The following is a 16,708-nucleotide window of genomic DNA, read 5'->3' as shown; positions in this document are numbered from 1 at the left end:
CAGGGCGAAATCGATAACCGAGAGGGCGTTATGGCGCGCGGCAGCAGCATTTCGAAAACGGCGGTCTGGGTTCTGCTCGGCCTGCTTATCCTGGGGCTTGGCGGCTTCGGCGTCACCAACCTGTCCGGCGGCGTCAGCCCGGTCGGCTCGGTCGGCGACGAGGACATCGCCATCGACGATTACGCCCGCGCGCTGCAGCAGGAAATGAACGCCGTCGAGGCGCAGGCCGGCGGCCCCGTGACCTTTGCCGAGGCGCAGGCGGCGGGGCTGGACCGCGCGGTGCTGAGCCGGCTGGTCAACGCCGCCGCGCTGGACAACGAGGCGGCGCAGCTTGGCCTGTCGATCGGCGACGACAACCTTGCGCGCCAGATCCGCGAAATCCCCGCCTTCCAGGGGCCCGGCGGCACGTTCGACCGCGACGCCTATGGCTTTGCGCTGGACCGCGCCGGGCTGACCGAGGCCCGGTTCGAGACCCAGTTGCGCAAGGAAACCGCGCGCACGCTGTTGCAGGGCGCCATCGTGCGCGGCACCCGGATGCCGGACAGTCATGCCGACACCATCATGACCTTCATCGCCGAGCGCCGCAGCTTTTCCTATATCCGGCTGGATCACACCGATCTCGACACGCCGCTGCCCGCGCCCTCCGACGACGAGCTGACCGCCTATTACCAGGCGAATCTGCCCGCCTTCACCACGCCGGAAATGAAAAAGCTGACCTATGCCTGGCTGAGCCCGGAAATGGTGGTCGACCAGATCGACGTGCCCGAGGATCAGCTGCGCGCCGAATACGACGCCCGCGCCGGTGAATACAACAGCCCCGAACGCCGCCTGGTCGAGCGTCTTGGCTTTGCCGACACCGCCGCCGCCGAGGCCGCGCTGGCGCAGATCGCGGCCGGCGAGGCCGATTTCGATGCGGTGGTGGCCGAACGCGGGCTGTCGCTGTCGGATGTGGATATGGGCGATGTCGCCCGGTCCGACGTTCCGAACGGCGCGGACGAGGTGTTCGCCGCCGATGTCGGCGCGGTGGTCGGCCCCTTCGACAGCCCGATCGGCCCGGCGCTCTACCGCGTGAACGGCAAGCTCGAGGCGCAGCAGGTCGGCTTCGACGAGGTCGAGCAGGAGCTGCGCGACGAGCTGGCGCTGGACCGGGCGCGGCGGCTGATCGAAAACCGCATGACCGAGATCGACGGGCTGCTGGCCGGCGGCGCCACGCTGGAAGAGCTGGACGGCGAGGCCGGGATGGAGGTCGCGCAGATCGACTGGTTCCGCGACAGCGGCGAGGGCCCGGCCAGTTACGAAGCCTTCCGCCAGGTCGCGCAGGAGGTGACGGCAGACGATTTCCCGCAGATCGCCACGCTCGAGGATGGCGGGATCTTCGCCCTGCGCCTGGACGGGATCGAAGAGCCGCGCGTACTGCCGCTCGACGATGTGCGCGACGACGCGATTGCCGGCTGGCAGGCGCAGGAGGGCGACAAGCGCCTGCGCGCGCAGGCCGAGGCGCTGATCCCGCGCCTGTCCGAAGGCGCCGAGATGTCGACACTGGGCTATGACGTGACCGAGGAAACCGAGATCACGCGGGGCGATTTCATCCTCGGCACCCCGCCGGATTTCCTGACGCAGGTGTTCGAGATGAACCGCGGCCAGCTGCGCGTGATCGACGGGCTGGGCGCGGTGTTCCTGGTGCGCATGGACGACATCCTGCCGCCCGACATGGACACGCCCGAAATCGCCACCCTGCGCAGCCAGCTGACCGAACAGGCCCAGCAGGGGCTGGCGCAGGATCTGTTCACCGCCGTGGCCACCGATATCCAGCTGCGCGCCGGGGTGCAGATCGACCAGGCCGCGCTGAATGCCGTTCATGCCAATTTCCAGTAATCAAACGCCAAGGATTCCGGCGCCGTGGACCTGACCCCGAGTTTCGATAGCTTCGCCCGCGCCTATGACGCGGGCCATAACCAGCTTGTCTATGCCCGGCTTGCGGCCGATCTCGATACGCCCGTGTCGCTGATGCTGAAACTGTCCGGCGCGGCCAAGGACGCCTTCGTGCTGGAATCGGTCACCGGCGGCGAGGTGCGCGGGCGCTATTCGATCATCGGGATGAAGCCCGACCTGATCTGGCAATGCCACGACGGCCAAAGCCGCCTGAACCGCCACGCACGGTTCGACCCGGACGCGTTCGAGGATCAGCCGGGCGATCCGCTGGCCAACCTGCGGGCGCTGATCGCCGAAAGCCGCATCGACATGCCCGACGACCTGCCGCAATCGGCGGCGGGGCTGTTCGGCTATCTCGGCTACGACATGATCCGGCTGGTGGAACACCTGCCCGACGTGAACCCCGACCCGCTGGGCCTGCCCGACGCGGTGCTGCTGCGCCCCACGGTGGTGGCGGTGCTGGACGGGGTCAAGGGCGAGGTGACGGTGGTCAGCCCCGCCTGGGTCAGCGAGGGGCAGTCGGCGCGCGCCGCCTATGCGCAGGCCGCCGAGCGGGTGATGGACGCGCTGCGCGACCTGGAACGCGCCCTGCCGCAGGCTACGCGCGAGATGGGCGAGGCGCGCGATATCGCGCCGCCGGTGTCGAATTTCTCGGAAGCGGGATACATGCAGGCGGTCGAACGCGCCAGGGAATACATCCGCGCGGGCGACATCTTTCAGGTCGTGCCAAGCCAGCGTTGGGCGCAGGATTTTCCGCTGCCGCCCTTCACGCTCTACCGCTCGCTGCGGCGCACGAACCCGTCGCCCTTCATGTTCTATTTCAATTTCGGCGGCTTCCAGGTGATCGGCGCCAGCCCCGAAATCCTGGTCCGCGTCTTCGGACGCGAGGTGACGATCCGCCCGATCGCCGGCACCCGCCCGCGCGGGCAGACCCCGGAAGAGGATCGCGCGCTCGAATCCGACCTGCTGGCCGACCAGAAGGAACTGGCCGAACACCTGATGCTGCTGGATCTCGGCCGTAACGACGTGGGCCGCGTGGCAAGGATCGGCACCGTGCGCCCGACCGAGAAATTCATCATCGAACGCTACAGCCATGTGATGCATATCGTCTCGAACGTGGTGGGCGAGCTGGCCGAGGGCCGCGATGCGCTGGACGCGTTCTTTGCCGGGATGCCCGCGGGCACCGTGTCGGGCGCGCCCAAGGTCCGCGCGATGGAGATCATCGACGAGCTGGAGCCGGAAAAGCGCGGCGTCTATGGCGGCGGCGTGGGCTATTTCAGCGCGGGCGGCGACATGGATATGTGCATCGCCCTGCGCACCGCCATCGTGAAGGACGAAACGCTTTATATCCAGGCCGGCGGCGGCGTGGTCTATGACAGCGACCCGCAGGCGGAATACATGGAAACCGTGCATAAATCCAACGCCATCCGCCGCGCCGCGGCGGATGCGCATCGGTTCACCGGCAACGGCAACGGGTAGGCGCGGCTTACGCCGCCTGCCCCTTGCCCCGGCCCTGCCCACCACGGCTGCGGCGACGCTGCTGGGCGCGTCGGGCACCGCCCGGCTTGGGCTTGCCACGCCCGCCGCCCGCGGGCTTCGCGCCCTGCCCCTGCGGCGGCGCGATCCTTTCCCACGGCGTGCCCGAGGCGACGGGAATATCGCGCTTCATCACCTTCTGGATATCCTTCAGCTCGCCCATTTCCTCGGGCGCGCAAAAGGCGATGGCACGCCCGTCGCGGCCCGCCCGCGCGGTGCGGCCGATCCGGTGCACGTAATTGTCGGGCACGTTGGGCAGTTCGTAGTTATAGACATGGCGCACCTCGGGGATATCCAGCCCCCGCGCCGCCACGTCGGTGGCCACCAGCACCCGCACGTCGCCGCGCTTGAACGCCTCAAGCGCGCGCTGGCGCTGGCCCTGGCTCTTGTTGCCGTGGATCGCGGCCACGGCAAAGCCGGATTTCTCCAGCATCCGCGCCAGCTTTTCCATGCCGTGCTTGGTGCGGCCGAAGACCAGCGCCAGGTCGTCGCGGTGACCGTCCAGCAATTCCCTCAGCAGGCCCAGCTTTTCGCCCTTGGCGATGAAATGCACCTCCTGCTCGATCTTGTCGGCGGGCTTGCCCGGCGGGTTCACCTGCACGCGGGCCGGTTTCACCAGGTAGCTTTGTGCGATCTCTTCCATCTGCTTGGGCATCGTGGCCGAGAACAGCATGGTCTGGCGCTCGGACGGCAGCAGGCCTGCGATCTTGCGCAGCGCATGAATAAAGCCCATGTCGAGCATCTGGTCGGCCTCGTCCAGCACCAGGAAATGCGCCTCGGCCAGCGTCAGCGCGCGCCGGTCCAGCAGGTCCAGCAGCCGCCCCGGCGTCGCCACCAGGATGTCGGTGCCCCTGGCCAGCCGGTTCGCCTGCGCATTCAGGCTGGCGCCGCCGACGACCAGCCCGACCTTCATCGGCGTGCCCTTGACCAGCAGCAAAAGCTGGTCCTGGATCTGCTTGGCCAGCTCGCGCGTCGGCGCCAGAACCAGCCCCCGCACCGTGTGCGGCGCGGGCTTGCCCTGCAGCTCCAGCATCTGCGACACCAGCGGCAGGCCGAAGGCGTTGGTCTTGCCCGTGCCGGTCTGTGCCAGCCCCATCACGTCGCGCCCGTTCATGGCGTGCGGAATGGCCTGCGCCTGGATCGGCGTGGGGGTGGTGATGTTCTGCGCCTCGAGCGCGCGCAACAGATGCGCGGGCAGGCCCAGATCCTTGAACGTATCGGTCATAATCAGTCAGTCCTTTATGCGCACGCAGCCCCCTGGCCCGTGCGCCATGCGGCGCAAGTTTGCGCCGGTCCGTGGTTTGTGCCCGGATCGCGGCATGGCGCACCGCATGTGCGCCCGCCGTCCCGGCACCGATCCCCACGCGTGATCTTGGGAAACTCTGTCACACCGCCCTTTGCGCCCGTATCGGGGCGCCGGCCTGCTCACGCGGCAGGGCTGTGCTGCGGGACACATGGACACCCCGCGACATAAAGTCAATCACTATCCCCTTCCCGTGGCGGGAAATATCCCCGCCGGGGCCGGAATACCCCGGATAGATCGCCCGCGCGCGGGCGAAACGGGGTGGATTCGCCGCGCGCCATTCGCTAAACCGCGCCCACCGATACGACCGCCCGGGGGATGCCCGATGACCGACACCATCATCGACCGATGCGAGGCTGCGGGCCTGCGCCTGACCGATCAGCGCCGCACCATCGCCGCCATCCTGCAGGAGGCCGACGACCACCCCGATGTCGAAGAGCTGCACGCCCGCGCCGCCGCGCGCGATTCGCGCATCTCGATCGCCACGGTCTATCGCACCGTCAAACTGTTCGAGGAATCGGGCATTCTCGACCGGCACGAGTTCCGCGACGGGCGCGCCCGCTACGAGGATGCCGAGCGCGACCACCACGACCACCTGATCGACGTGAACACCGGCGAGGTGATCGAGTTCTGCGACCCCGAGATCGAGCGCCTGCAGGAAAAGATCGCCGAGCGGCTGGGCTACCGGCTCAAGGATCACCGGCTGGAACTCTACGGCGTGCCGATCAAGAAATGACCCCCCTTGCCCCGGCCCCGGTCCGGGTCTAAGCCGGGCCACGCGGGCAATTTCGCCCGCGATCTGCGAACAGGACGGCCCATGGAAAACCTGCGCGGCGCGGCCATGATGGTGGCGGCGATGGCGGCCTTTGCCATCGAGGACATGTTCATCAAGACCCTGTCGGCCGATATCCCGACCGGGCAGATCTTGATGATGCTGGGCGCCGGCGGCGCGCTGGTGTTCGGCGTCCTGGCCGCCCGGCGCGGGACCCGGCTGCTCAGCCCCGTGCTGCTGACCCGCCCGGTCCTGCTGCGCAACCTGGGCGAGGTGATCGGCACGATGGGGTTCGTCACCGCCATCGCGCTGACACCGCTGTCGTCGGCCTCGGCGATCCTGCAGGCGCTGCCGCTGGCGGTCACGCTGGGCGCCGCCCTGTTCATGGGCGCCACCGTGGGCTGGCGGCGGTGGAGCGCGATCCTGGTGGGCTTCGCGGGCGTGCTGCTGATCATCCGCCCGGGGCTGGAAGGGTTCGAACCGGCCTCGCTCTTCGCGCTGCAGGGCGTGGTGGGCCTGGCGATCCGCGACCTGGCCACCCGCGCCGTCCCGCGCGAGATCGGCGCCATGCAGCTTTCGGCCTATGCCTTTGCGCTGATCGTGCCCACCGGGCTGGTGCTTCTTCTGGTGCAGGGCGACAGCCTGATCGCGCCGCGGCCCGGCCAGTGGGGGCAGTTCGCCGGGGCGCTGACGCTGGGGATCGTGGGCTATTACGCCATCGTCGGGGCGATGCGGCTGGGCGAGGTCGCGGTGGTCACGCCGTTCCGCTATTCGCGGCTGATCTTCGCCATCATCATCGGCGTGACGGTGTTCGGCGAACGCCCCGACACGCCCACGCTGGCCGGTGCGGCACTGATCGTGGGCAGCGGGCTTTACACCCTCCTGCGCGAGGCACGGCTGCACGCCCGCGCCCGCCGCGCCGCCCGCTAGCGTTATCATCGCCCCCGCCCCTTTTCCTTCACCCCCGCCGCCCTTACAAGCGGCGGCAAATCCGCCATTTGAGCAAGGAACGAACCCAATGAGCACGATTATCGACATTCACGCCCGCGAAATCCTCGACAGCCGCGGCAACCCGACGGTCGAGGTGGACGTGATCCTCGAAGACGGCACGATGGGCCGCGCCGCCGTGCCTTCGGGTGCCTCGACCGGCGCGTATGAGGCGGTGGAACGCCGCGACGGCGACAAGGCGCGCTATATGGGCAAGGGCGTGCTGGAAGCCTGCGCCGCCGTCAACGGCGAGATCGCCGAGGCGCTGCTGGGGCTGGACGCCACCGAGCAGGTCGCCATCGACGAGGGGCTGATCGAGCTTGACGGCACCCCAAACAAGGCCCGGCTGGGCGCCAACGCGATCCTCGGCGTGTCGCTGGCCGTGGCAAAGGCGGCGGCCGATTTCACCGCCCAGCCGCTTTACCGCTATGTCGGCGGCACCTCGGCCCGGATGCTGCCGGTGCCGATGATGAACATCATCAATGGCGGCGAACATGCCGACAACCCGATCGACATCCAGGAATTCATGATCATGCCGGTCAGCGCGGGCAATATCCGCGATGCCGTGCGCATGGGCGCCGAGGTGTTCCACACCCTGAAAAAGGAACTGTCGGCGGCGGGGCTGGCCACCGGCGTCGGCGACGAGGGCGGTTTCGCGCCCGCGCTGAACTCCACCCGCGACGCGCTGGATTTCATCCTGAAATCCATCGAGAAAGCCGGCTACAAGCCCGGCGACGACATCCACCTCGCGCTCGATTGCGCGGCGACGGAATACTTCAAGGACGGCAAATATGTGCTTGCCGGGGAAGGAAAAACCCTGACCTCCAAGGAAAACGTCGCCTACCTGCAGGCGCTTTGCGCCGACTACCCGATCATCTCGATCGAGGATGGCTGCGCCGAGGATGACTGGGACGGCTGGAAACTGCTGACCGACACGCTGGGCGGCACCGTGCAGCTTGTGGGCGACGACCTGTTCGTGACCAACCCCGAACGGCTGGCGATGGGCATCGAAAAGGGCTGCGCCAATTCGATGCTGGTCAAGGTCAACCAGATCGGCAGCCTGACCGAAACCCTGCGCGCCGTCGACATGGCCCATCGCGCGGGCATGACCAACGTGATGTCGCACCGCTCGGGCGAGACCGAGGATGCCACCATCGCCGATCTGGCCGTGGCCACCAATTGCGGGCAGATCAAGACCGGCAGCCTTGCCCGCTCCGACCGGCTGGCGAAATACAATCAGCTGATCCGTATCGAGGAGCTGCTGGGCGAAACCGCGCAATATGCGGGGCGCGGCATTCTCAGGTAAGCGTGGTGCGGGGCCAGTGCGGCCCCGCCCGCACCCGCATCAGTTCGGGCAAGCTGCCCGGTAATAGGTGCCGTCGCCGCGCGCATAGGCGCAGGTCTGTCCGTTCCGGTTCTGCGCCACCATCGTGCCCGCCGCAGCCCCGGCCAGACCGGCGATCAGGCGCCAGTCGTCATCGGCCTCAAGCACATCCGCCGCGACCAGCCCCGCGGCCGCACCGCCGGCGACACCGGCCACCGTGCGCTGTTGGCTCGTCATGTTCTGACAGGCGACAAGGGTGAAAAGCGCCAGGAAAGCGGCTGAAACTTTCAAAACATTCATGATGTTACTCCTTTTGCTGTAACGTCCGCCCGCCATCCTTGGCCGCACCTTGCCCGCGGAACAGCCCGAATCGGCGCCGCCCGTTTGATGCGCCGAAGATTGCCGGTTCGCCCGATCCGGTCGGCACGGATTCGCCGACTGCGCGCGCGCCCCGGCCTTCATCGTTCCTGAAACACTCCGGGGGAATTGGGCCGCAGGCCCAAGGGGGCAGCGCCCCCCTGGCGCCGCCGATGACGGGCGCGCATCCGCCGGATCGCGTCAGCGCCGCAGGAACGCCACCAGCCCCGCGGTCGATCCGTCCTTGTCCCCGGCGGGTTCTTCGCCCGACAGGACCGGCCCCAGCGCGGTGGCCAGTTCCTTGCCCAGTTCCACCCCCCACTGGTCGAAGGAATTGAGGCCAAGGATCACTCCCTCGACGAACACCCGGTGCTCGTACAGCGCGACGATCTGGCCCAGCCGCCGCGGCGTCAGCCGGTCATAGGCCAGCGTGACCGACGGGCGGTTGCCCGGGAACACCCGGTGGCGGGCCTGCATCACGGCCTCCGCGCCCTCCAGCCCCCGCGCCGCCATCAGGGCGCGCGCCTCTTCCAGCGAACGGCCGGTCATCAGCGCCTCGGACTGGGCCAGGCAATTGGCCACCAGCAGCGCGTGGTGATGGGCAAGGTCCGGTTCGTGCCCCTCGGCCGCGACCATGAATTCGCAGGGCACGATATCGGTGCCCTGGTGCAGAAGCTGGAAAAAGGCGTGCTGCCCGTTGGTGCCCGGCGCGCCCCACACGACCGGCCCCGAGGGCCGCGTCAGGTCGGCGCCGTCCATGCCGACGCGCTTGCCGTTACTTTCCATCTCAAGCTGCTGAAGGTAGGCGGGCAGCAGCGCCAGCCGCTGATCGTAGGGCAGCACCGCGCGGGTCGGGTAGCCGCAGATCTGCCGGTGCCAGATGCCCGCCAGCGCCAGCAGCACGGGCAGGTTTTCATCGGGCGGCGCGTCGCGGAAATGCGCGTCCATCGACGCCGCCCCGTCCAGGAAGGCCGCGAACTCGTCCGGCCCGATGGCGATCATCAGGCTCAGCCCGATCGGCCCCCAGACCGAATACCGCCCGCCGACCCAGTCGGCGAAGCCGAATACCCGCTCGGGCGCGATGCCGAACGCGGCGGCACGCTCCTGCGCCGAGGACAGCGCCACGAACTGCGCGCCCGGATCGGCGACCGTCTGTGCCATCCAGTCGCGCGCGGTGGCGGCATTGGTCATGGTTTCGACGGTGGTAAAGGTTTTCGAGGCGACGATGACCACGGTCGTCTCCGGGTCCAGCCCCGCCAGCGTGTCGTGGATCTGCGCGCCGTCCACGTTCGACACGAAATGGCAGCGCGGCCCGTCATGCCAGGGCGCCAGCGCCGCCGTGGCCATCGCCGGGCCCAGGTCGGAGCCGCCGATGCCGATATTCACCACGTCGGTCACCCGCCCGCCCTGCGCCTTGAAGGCGCCGCTGCGCAGCACCGTGGCGAAATGCGCCATGCGCGACCGGGTCGCCACCACGTCGGGCATCACGTTGCGCCCGTCCACCGCGATTTCCGCGTCGGCGGGTGCACGCAGCGCGGTGTGCAGCACCGCGCGCCCCTCGGTCCGGTTGATGGGCTCGCCGCCGAACATCGCCGCGCGGGCCGCCGGCACGCCCGTCGCATCCGCCAGGGCGATCAGCGCAGCGCGGATCGCGGCGTCGATATTGGTCTTGGAGTAATCCAGCAGAATCCCGTCGAACCGCGCGGAAAACCCGTCGAACCGCGCGGGATCGTCGAACAGGCTGCGAATCCGCCGCTGCGCCACATCCGCCTGCATCGCATGGAGCTGGTCCCAGATCGCGCTCATTCCGCCCAATGCACGACGGCATCCTCCAGAATGGCGGCGACCGGCGCTTCCTCCGGGGGCAGGCCCTGCGCGCGCTCCAGCGCGGCGCGCTTGTCCGCGCCGGTGATCACCACGTGCAGCGACAGCGATTCGGCCAGCGCCCGCGCGCTCAGGCTGATGCGCACATGCTCCAGCCCCGGGGCGCGCATCTCGACCAGAATCGGCGCCTGCGGATCGAGCGCCAGCCGCAGGTTGTCGCCGCGCGCAAACAGGCTGGCGGTGTGCATGTCGGCCCCCATCCCCAGCAGCGCCACGGCGGCCGGCAGGCGGGTCCGGATCGTCTCCTCAAGCGGGCCAAGGACCTGTTCGGGGGCCTGGCCGGCCACGTAGAACGGCACCAGCCGCGCCCGGGCCGCCCGGTTCACCAGCAGCCGGTCGCGCACCAGCGCCGCGTTCGAGGCGGGATCGTCCTCGGGCACCCAGCGTTCGTCGGACAGCAGCACGTCGACCCGCGACCAGTCCAGGTCGGCGGCGCAGAGATCGTCGAAGACCGGCCCCGGCGTGCTGCCGCCCGGCACGATCAGCGTGGCGCGGTCCTCATGCATCAGCGCGGCGGCCAGTTCGCCCGCCAGCTTGTTGGCCAGGTCGATGGCCAGCATGTCGCGGTCGGCGTATTCGATCAGAGTCATGCCCGTATCTCCCTCCAGCGGCGGCCGTCCCGATGCATCAGCGCCAGCGACTCCTCGGGCCCGGCGCTGCCGGTATCGTAGGGGATCGGCGCGGTGCCCGCCTCTTCCCATCCGGCGATGACCGGGTCGGTCCAGGCCCAGGCGGCCTCGACCTCGTCGCCGCGCATGAACAGCGTCTGGTTGCCCCGGACCACGTCCATGATCAGCCGTTCATAGGCATCTGGCACATCCTTGGCATCAGGCCCCAGCGCCTGCGCGAAGGTCATGTCGAGCGGCACATCGACCAGCCGCATACCGCCCGGGCCCGGCTCCTTGATCGTCACGCCAAGGTCGATCCCCTCGTTCGGTTGCAGCCGGATCGTCAGGATGTTGCGGTGCCGCCCGGCCTCGGGGCCGAAGATCGAATGCGGGGTGTCCTTGAACACCACGTCGATTTCCGAGGTGCGCGCCCGCAACCGTTTGCCCGTGCGCAGGTAGATCGGCGTGCCCGCCCACCGCCAGTTGCTGATCCGCACCTTGAGCGCGATGAAGCTTTCGGTGGTCGATTCCGCATTGCCCACATGTTCGCGGAACCCCGGGCGGTCGCCATCGGCCAGGTATTGCCCCCGCACCACGTCCTCGGGGGCGATGGGATCGAGGGCGCGGATGACCTTGAGCTTTTCGTCGCGCACCGCGTCGGGATCGAATTTCGACGGCGGCTCCATGGCGATCAGGCACAAAAGCTGCATCAGGTGGTTCTGCACCATGTCGCGCATCGCGCCGGCGCGTTCGTAATATTCGCCGCGCCCCTCGACGCCCACGGTTTCGGCCACGGTGATCTGGATGTGATCGACATACTGGCTGTTCCACAGCGGCTCGAACAGCATGTTGCCGAAGCGGATCGCCATCAGGTTCTGCACCGTTTCCTTCCCGAGGTAGTGGTCGATCCGGTAGATCTGCCCCTCGTCGAAATGCCGCGCCAGATCGGTATTGAGCGCGCGTGCCGAGGTGAGATCGCGGCCAAAGGGTTTTTCCACCACGATCCGCGTGTCCGGCCCCGCCATGCCATAGGTCTGCAACCGCTCGGCGATCGGGCCGAACAGCGACGGGCCGACCGAGAAATAGAACGCCTGCACCCGGTCCTGCCCCAGCCGCCCGGCAAGCTCGGTCCAGCCGGCATCGCCCAGGACATCCAGCGTCACGTAGCCGATGATCGACAGGAACCGCGCGCGATCCTCGCAGCCGGCGGCGCCCGCGAACTCGTCCAGCGCCGCGCCGACGAAATCTCGGTATCCGGCATCGTCCATCGCGGTGCGCGCCGCGCCGATGATCTGTGCGTCGTCCGGCACCTGGCCGGCGCAGAAACGCCGGTAGAGCGCGGGCAGGATCTTGCGCCGCGCCAGATCGCCGGTGCCGCCGATCACCACGAGGTCGAAAGGATCGACGGGGATGACTCTGGAAACCATGTTGAACCTCTCTGCTGCGATGCAGAGTAACATGACCGCACCAAGGCACAATCCCAAGGCGGCCGGGGGCGGGGTTTTGCTGCGGGTCGGGCGGTTCGCAACAGAAGGGCATCGCACGGCCGCGGTCGGGCGATCCGACGGCCGGGGCCTGGCAGTTTATCGCGCCGCCACCTCGTCCCTCAAGGCAGAGTGCTTGCGGCAGCCAATCGCCCGGCCGGGGGGCGGCCGTGCGATGCCCGGGCCGCTGCGCGGCCGGTCCGGGCTGGGTGCAATATCAACGCCGGACCATGCCGCTGATCTCGCCCCCGCCCACGGTTGCGCGCACGCCGGTGGTGGCGGGCCCCGAGGTCGGCAACCCGCGCGCCACCCGCACGGCGAGATAGGCAAACGCCTGCGCCTCCAGCATGTCGCCGTCCAGGCCCACATCCTCGACCGGCAGCACCGGGCAATCCAGCCCCGCCGCCAGCATCTCCATCATCACCGGGTTATGGCGCCCGCCCCCGGTGACCAGCAGGCGTTCGGGCGGGGACGGGCAGAACTGCATTCCCTGCATCACTGCCGCTGCCGCCATCGCCGTCATGGTGGCCGCCGCGTCGGCATCGTCCAGTTCGCGCACAAGGTCGAGCATCAGGGAAAAATCGTCCCGGTCCAGCGATTTCGGCGGGATCTTCAGGAAATACCCCTCGTCCAGGAACAGCTCCAGCGCGCCGTCCACCACCTTGCCCTGCGCGGCCAGCGCGCCGCCCGCGTCGAAGGGCAGCCCGCGGCGCTCCATCATCAGGTCGTTGAGCGGCGCGTTCGCCGGCCCGGTGTCGAAGGCCAGCAGCGCGCCGTCGGCCTCGGGCGCGGGGCGCGCGGGGTCGATCCATGTCAGGTTGCCGACACCGCCCAGGTTCAGAAAGGCCAGCGGTGCCTCTGCCCCGATCCATTTCGCGCAGGCGAAATGGAAGAACGGCGCCAGCGGTGCGCCCTGCCCGCCCAGCCGCATGTCGGCGCTGCGGAAATCCCACACGACCGGGCAGCCCAGCGTTTCGGCCAGCCTTGCGCCATTCCCCGCCTGGTGGGTCCGCCCGCCCGCCGGATCATGCGCCAGCGTCTGCCCGTGAAACCCGACCAGGCCGATCCCGTCGAAGCCCGACAAGACCTGCGCGTGGGCGTCCTCGACCAGTCGCGCGGCCTGTTCCACGCCTTTTTCGCCCGACCAGCGGCCAAGCGCGGCGCGCAGCACCGCCTGTTCCTGTGCCGAATAGGCGCGGTAAGCCGTTTCACCAAACCCCGAAATCGTGACCCCGTCGGTTTCCACAACGGCCGCGTCCACCCCATCGAGCGACGTTCCCGACATCGCCCCGAGCGCCCGCGCGACCTGCCCTTTCAACATGGCCTTTTCCTTTGCCAATTCGATGCCTATACATGCCGCGCAATTCTAGTGGGAACAAGACAGATGACCTATCACCCCAAGTCGGATTTCATGCGTGTCATGATCGAGCGCGGCTTTCTGGCCGACTGCACCGATTACCAGGGCCTCGACGAGGCGCTGAGCAAGGGGGTGGTGCCGGGCTATATCGGGTTCGACGCCACGGCGAAATCGCTGCATGTGGGCAGCCTGATCCAGATCATGATGCTCCGCTGGCTGCAAAAGACCGGGCACAGGCCGATCACGCTGATGGGCGGCGGCACGACCAAGGTGGGCGATCCCAGCTTTCGCGCCGACGAACGCCCGCTGCTGACGCCCGCGCAGATCGACGACAACATTGCGGGGATCAAGCAGGTCTTTGCGAAATACGTCAGCTACGACGACAGCCCCACCGGCGCGCTGATGCTGAACAACGCCGAATGGCTGGACGACCTGAACTACCTGGACTTCCTGCGCGATATCGGGCGGCATTTCAGCGTGAACCGGATGCTGTCCTTTGAATCGGTCAAATCCCGGCTGGACCGCGAGCAATCGCTGTCCTTCCTCGAATTCAACTACATGATCCTGCAGGCCTATGACTTCCTGGAACTGCACCGCCGCTATGGCTGCCTGCTGCAAATGGGCGGATCGGACCAGTGGGGCAACATCGTCAACGGCATCGACCTGACCCGCCGGGTGGTCGATCACGGGATCTTTGGCCTGACCTCGCCGTTGCTGACCACCTCGGACGGCAAGAAGATGGGCAAGACCGCCGACGGCGCGGTGTGGCTGAATGCCGACATGTGCTCTGTATTTGATTTCTGGCAGTTCTGGCGGAATACGACGGATGCGGACGTTGGCCGCTTTTTGCGACTCTACACAGAGCTGCCGGTCGCAGAATGCGAGCAAATGGGAAGACTTGGTGGTTCAGAAATAAATGAAGCCAAAGTTATTCTGGCTAATGAGGTAACCGCACTTTGTCATGGGCAAACGGCCGCTGCTTCAGCTGCGAATGCCGCAGGCCAGATCTTCAGTTTCAAGCTCGACGCAGATGGCATCACCGCTCAAAGCGACGTTTCAAGCCCAGAACTGGACGTGCTCCCCACTGTAAGGTTGAGTGCTGAAGAAGCTACGGCGGGCGTGTCTATTGTTCAGCTGTTTGTAAGATCGGGCCTTGCGAAATCCGGCAAGGACGCCAAGCGCCTGATCGCCGAGAACGGGGCAAAGCTGGACGATGCCCCGCTGACGGACGCGGGGTTGGTGATCGACGCGGCCATGCTGGCGCAGCCGATCAAGCTGAGCGCAGGCCGGAAGCGGCACGCGCTGGTCCGGCTGAACGGGTAAGGGTTCGCACGCACCTGCGCACGATGGATAGTGGGGGCGCTGCCCCCACACCCCCGGAGTATTTCAGGCAAGATGAAGAGGCAGGGCGCGCCGCGCCTTACCCCCGTTGCGCCAGCGCGTCCTGCAATACCGCGCGCACCGCGTCGGGCGGCACGTCCGATGTGACGAAGGCATCGCCGATGCCGCGCGCCAGGATGAAATTCAGCTTGCCCGCCACCACCTTCTTGTCCTGCGCCATGAGCGTGATCAGCCCGTCGGCATCCGGCAAATCCCCTGGAATATCAGACAGGTCGACCTTCATCTTCATGTCGCGCAGATGGGCGCGCACGCGGCTGGGGTCTTCCTGGCTGCACAGGCCCAGCCGGGCCGACAGCCCGAAGGCCAGCGCGCAGCCGATGGCCACGCCCTCGCCATGCAGCAGCCGGTCGGAATAGCCGGTCGCCGCCTCGAGCGCGTGGCAGAAGGTGTGGCCGAGGTTCAGCAGCGCGCGGTCGCCCTGTTCGGTCTCGTCGCGTTCGACGATGCGCGCCTTCATCTCGACCGAGCGTCTGACCGCCGCGATCCGCGCCGCCATGTCGCCCGATGCGGCGCGTGAACCGTTACCTTCAAGCCATTGAAAGAACTCGGAATCTCCCAAAAGCCCGTATTTCACCACCTCGCCGTAACCGGCAAGGTAATCGCGTTCGGTCAGGCTGCCCAGAACCTGCGTATCGGCCAGCACCAGGCTGGGCTGGTGAAACGCGCCGATCAGGTTCTTGCCCTGCGGCGCGTTGATCCCGGTCTTGCCGCCGACCGAACTGTCCACCTGCGCCAGCAGCGTGGTGGGGATCTGCACGAAGCGCACGCCCCGGCGCAGCACCGCGGCGGCAAATCCCACAAGGTCGCCGATCACGCCGCCGCCGAAGGCCATCACCATGTCGCGGCGTTCGACCTTCTGCTCCAGCAGCCACTCGACCGTGCGGGTGAAATGCGGCCAGCTTTTCGTGCCCTCGCCGGGCGGCAGGGCCAGCGCCACCATCTCGATCCCCGACGCCGCCAGCCCGTCGCGCAGCGCGTCGAGATGCAGGGCCGCCACCGTTTCATCGGTCACCACGGCCACGCGCGGGCGCGCCAGCAGCGGGCCGATCAGCGCGCCGGCCTGCGCCAGCAGGCCCGGGCCGATATGGATGTCGTATTCGCGGCCTTCCAGCCCCACATGGACGGTTTCCATCAGCTTCCCCCCTGCAGCACGTCGGGACGGGTCCGCAGCACCTCGATCACCCGCTCGACCGTGTCCTCGATGGAATAGCGCGGCATGACCGCCACGCGCAGATCGGCCAGCGCATAGACCGGCACGCGCGCCTCATAAAGCCCCGCCAGCGTCGCCTTGGGATCGGCGGTGCGCAGCAGCGGCCGGGTGCTCTTGTGCCGGACGCGCTGCCACAGCAGGTCGAGCCCGGCATCCAGCCAGACCGCCACGCCCTTTTCGGCGATCATCGCGCGGTTGCCCTCGGCCATGAAGGCGCCGCCGCCGGTGGACAGGATGCAGGACTGCGTGTCGAGAAGGCGCTCGATCACCTGGGTTTCCCTGGCGCGAAAGAACGCCTCGCCGTCGCGGGCGAAAATCTCGGGGATGGTCATGTTGGCGGCGGTTTCGATCTCGGCATCCGAATCGAGGAACGGCACGCCCAGCCGCGCGGCCAGCGCCCGGCCCACGGCGGTTTTGCCCGCGCCCATCATCCCCACCATCACGACCGTTTTTTTCAGTTGCCAGCCCATCACTTGCCCGCATCGGCATGTCGATGCCGTTTTTCCCGATTTCCGCCTGAATGACGTGATCTTTGTCGAAATGCCAGTTATAT

The 16,708-nt window shown here is 67.8% G+C and carries 14 protein-coding genes; 6 read left to right on the top strand and 8 right to left on the bottom strand.

Going from position 1 to position 16,708, the window contains the following annotated elements; genetic code table 11:
- Window positions 1-30: 30 nt before the first annotated feature.
- Both F3H87_RS05385 and trpE read left to right on the top strand, forming a co-directional pair.
- Window positions 31-1,875 (top strand): SurA N-terminal domain-containing protein, encoded by a 1,845-nt coding sequence (locus F3H87_RS05385; protein WP_149786076.1) that lies wholly within the window; start codon window positions 31-33, stop codon window positions 1,873-1,875.
- Window positions 1,876-1,899: 24 nt separating this feature from the next.
- On the top strand, window positions 1,900-3,411 hold the full coding sequence (gene trpE / locus F3H87_RS05380) for an anthranilate synthase component I (protein ID WP_149786077.1): 1,512 nt from the start codon (window positions 1,900-1,902) through the stop codon (window positions 3,409-3,411).
- A 7-nt stretch (window positions 3,412-3,418) separates the two neighbouring features.
- Here the strand turns inward: trpE and F3H87_RS05375 are convergent, their stop codons facing one another.
- The gene (locus F3H87_RS05375; RefSeq protein WP_149786078.1) at window positions 3,419-4,693 is read right to left on the bottom strand and encodes a DEAD/DEAH box helicase; all 1,275 of its coding nucleotides are present in this window, start codon (window positions 4,691-4,693) and stop codon (window positions 3,419-3,421) included.
- 403 nt (window positions 4,694-5,096) lie between these two features.
- Between F3H87_RS05375 and F3H87_RS05370 the strand changes: the two genes are divergently transcribed.
- The 3 genes from F3H87_RS05370 to eno all read left to right on the top strand — a co-directional run bounded on the left by F3H87_RS05370 (window position 5,097) and on the right by eno (window position 7,836).
- Window positions 5,097-5,507, top strand: coding sequence for a Fur family transcriptional regulator (locus tag F3H87_RS05370; protein WP_149786079.1), 411 nt, complete (start codon window positions 5,097-5,099; stop codon window positions 5,505-5,507).
- Between the two features lie 81 nt (window positions 5,508-5,588).
- The gene (locus F3H87_RS05365; RefSeq protein WP_149786080.1) at window positions 5,589-6,473 is read left to right on the top strand and encodes a DMT family transporter; all 885 of its coding nucleotides are present in this window, start codon (window positions 5,589-5,591) and stop codon (window positions 6,471-6,473) included.
- A gap of 88 nt (window positions 6,474-6,561) precedes the next feature.
- The gene (gene eno, locus F3H87_RS05360; RefSeq protein ID WP_149786081.1) at window positions 6,562-7,836 is read left to right on the top strand and encodes a phosphopyruvate hydratase; all 1,275 of its coding nucleotides are present in this window, start codon (window positions 6,562-6,564) and stop codon (window positions 7,834-7,836) included.
- A gap of 39 nt (window positions 7,837-7,875) precedes the next feature.
- Here the strand turns inward: eno and F3H87_RS05355 are convergent, their stop codons facing one another.
- The 5 genes from F3H87_RS05355 to F3H87_RS05335 form a co-directional block, all read right to left on the bottom strand.
- The gene (locus tag F3H87_RS05355) at window positions 7,876-8,154 is read right to left on the bottom strand and encodes a glycine zipper 2TM domain-containing protein (RefSeq protein WP_149786082.1); all 279 of its coding nucleotides are present in this window, start codon (window positions 8,152-8,154) and stop codon (window positions 7,876-7,878) included.
- 258 nt (window positions 8,155-8,412) lie between these two features.
- Window positions 8,413-10,017, bottom strand: coding sequence for a glucose-6-phosphate isomerase (gene pgi / locus F3H87_RS05350; protein WP_149786083.1), 1,605 nt, complete (start codon window positions 10,015-10,017; stop codon window positions 8,413-8,415).
- On the bottom strand, window positions 10,014-10,685 hold the full coding sequence (gene pgl, locus F3H87_RS05345) for a 6-phosphogluconolactonase (RefSeq protein WP_149786084.1): 672 nt from the start codon (window positions 10,683-10,685) through the stop codon (window positions 10,014-10,016). Before pgl ends, pgi begins: the two co-directional genes overlap by 4 nt.
- Entirely contained in the window at window positions 10,682-12,130 is a 1,449-nt protein-coding gene (gene zwf / locus F3H87_RS05340) for a glucose-6-phosphate dehydrogenase (protein ID WP_149786085.1), read from the bottom strand. Before zwf ends, pgl begins: the two co-directional genes overlap by 4 nt.
- A gap of 274 nt (window positions 12,131-12,404) precedes the next feature.
- The gene (locus tag F3H87_RS05335; RefSeq protein ID WP_149786086.1) at window positions 12,405-13,508 is read right to left on the bottom strand and encodes an anhydro-N-acetylmuramic acid kinase; all 1,104 of its coding nucleotides are present in this window, start codon (window positions 13,506-13,508) and stop codon (window positions 12,405-12,407) included.
- A gap of 63 nt (window positions 13,509-13,571) precedes the next feature.
- On the opposite strand from F3H87_RS05335, the gene tyrS reads away from it, so the two are divergent.
- Window positions 13,572-14,867 (top strand): tyrosine--tRNA ligase, encoded by a 1,296-nt coding sequence (gene tyrS / locus F3H87_RS05330; protein ID WP_149786087.1) that lies wholly within the window; start codon window positions 13,572-13,574, stop codon window positions 14,865-14,867.
- Between the two features lie 97 nt (window positions 14,868-14,964).
- On the opposite strand, the gene aroB is transcribed toward tyrS, so the two are convergent.
- Complete coding sequence (gene aroB, locus F3H87_RS05325) at window positions 14,965-16,080, bottom strand: 3-dehydroquinate synthase (RefSeq protein WP_149786088.1); 1,116 nt, start codon at window positions 16,078-16,080, stop codon at window positions 14,965-14,967.
- Complete coding sequence (locus F3H87_RS05320) at window positions 16,077-16,625, bottom strand: shikimate kinase (RefSeq protein WP_149786089.1); 549 nt, start codon at window positions 16,623-16,625, stop codon at window positions 16,077-16,079. Before F3H87_RS05320 ends, aroB begins: the two co-directional genes overlap by 4 nt.
- Between the last annotated feature and the right edge of the window lie 83 nt (window positions 16,626-16,708).

The sequence above is a fragment of the Lutimaribacter pacificus genome (assembly GCF_900142185.1).
GTDB classification, from domain to species: domain Bacteria; phylum Pseudomonadota; class Alphaproteobacteria; order Rhodobacterales; family Rhodobacteraceae; genus Lutimaribacter; species Lutimaribacter pacificus.
This window is presented reverse-complemented; position numbering and strand designations above follow the sequence as displayed.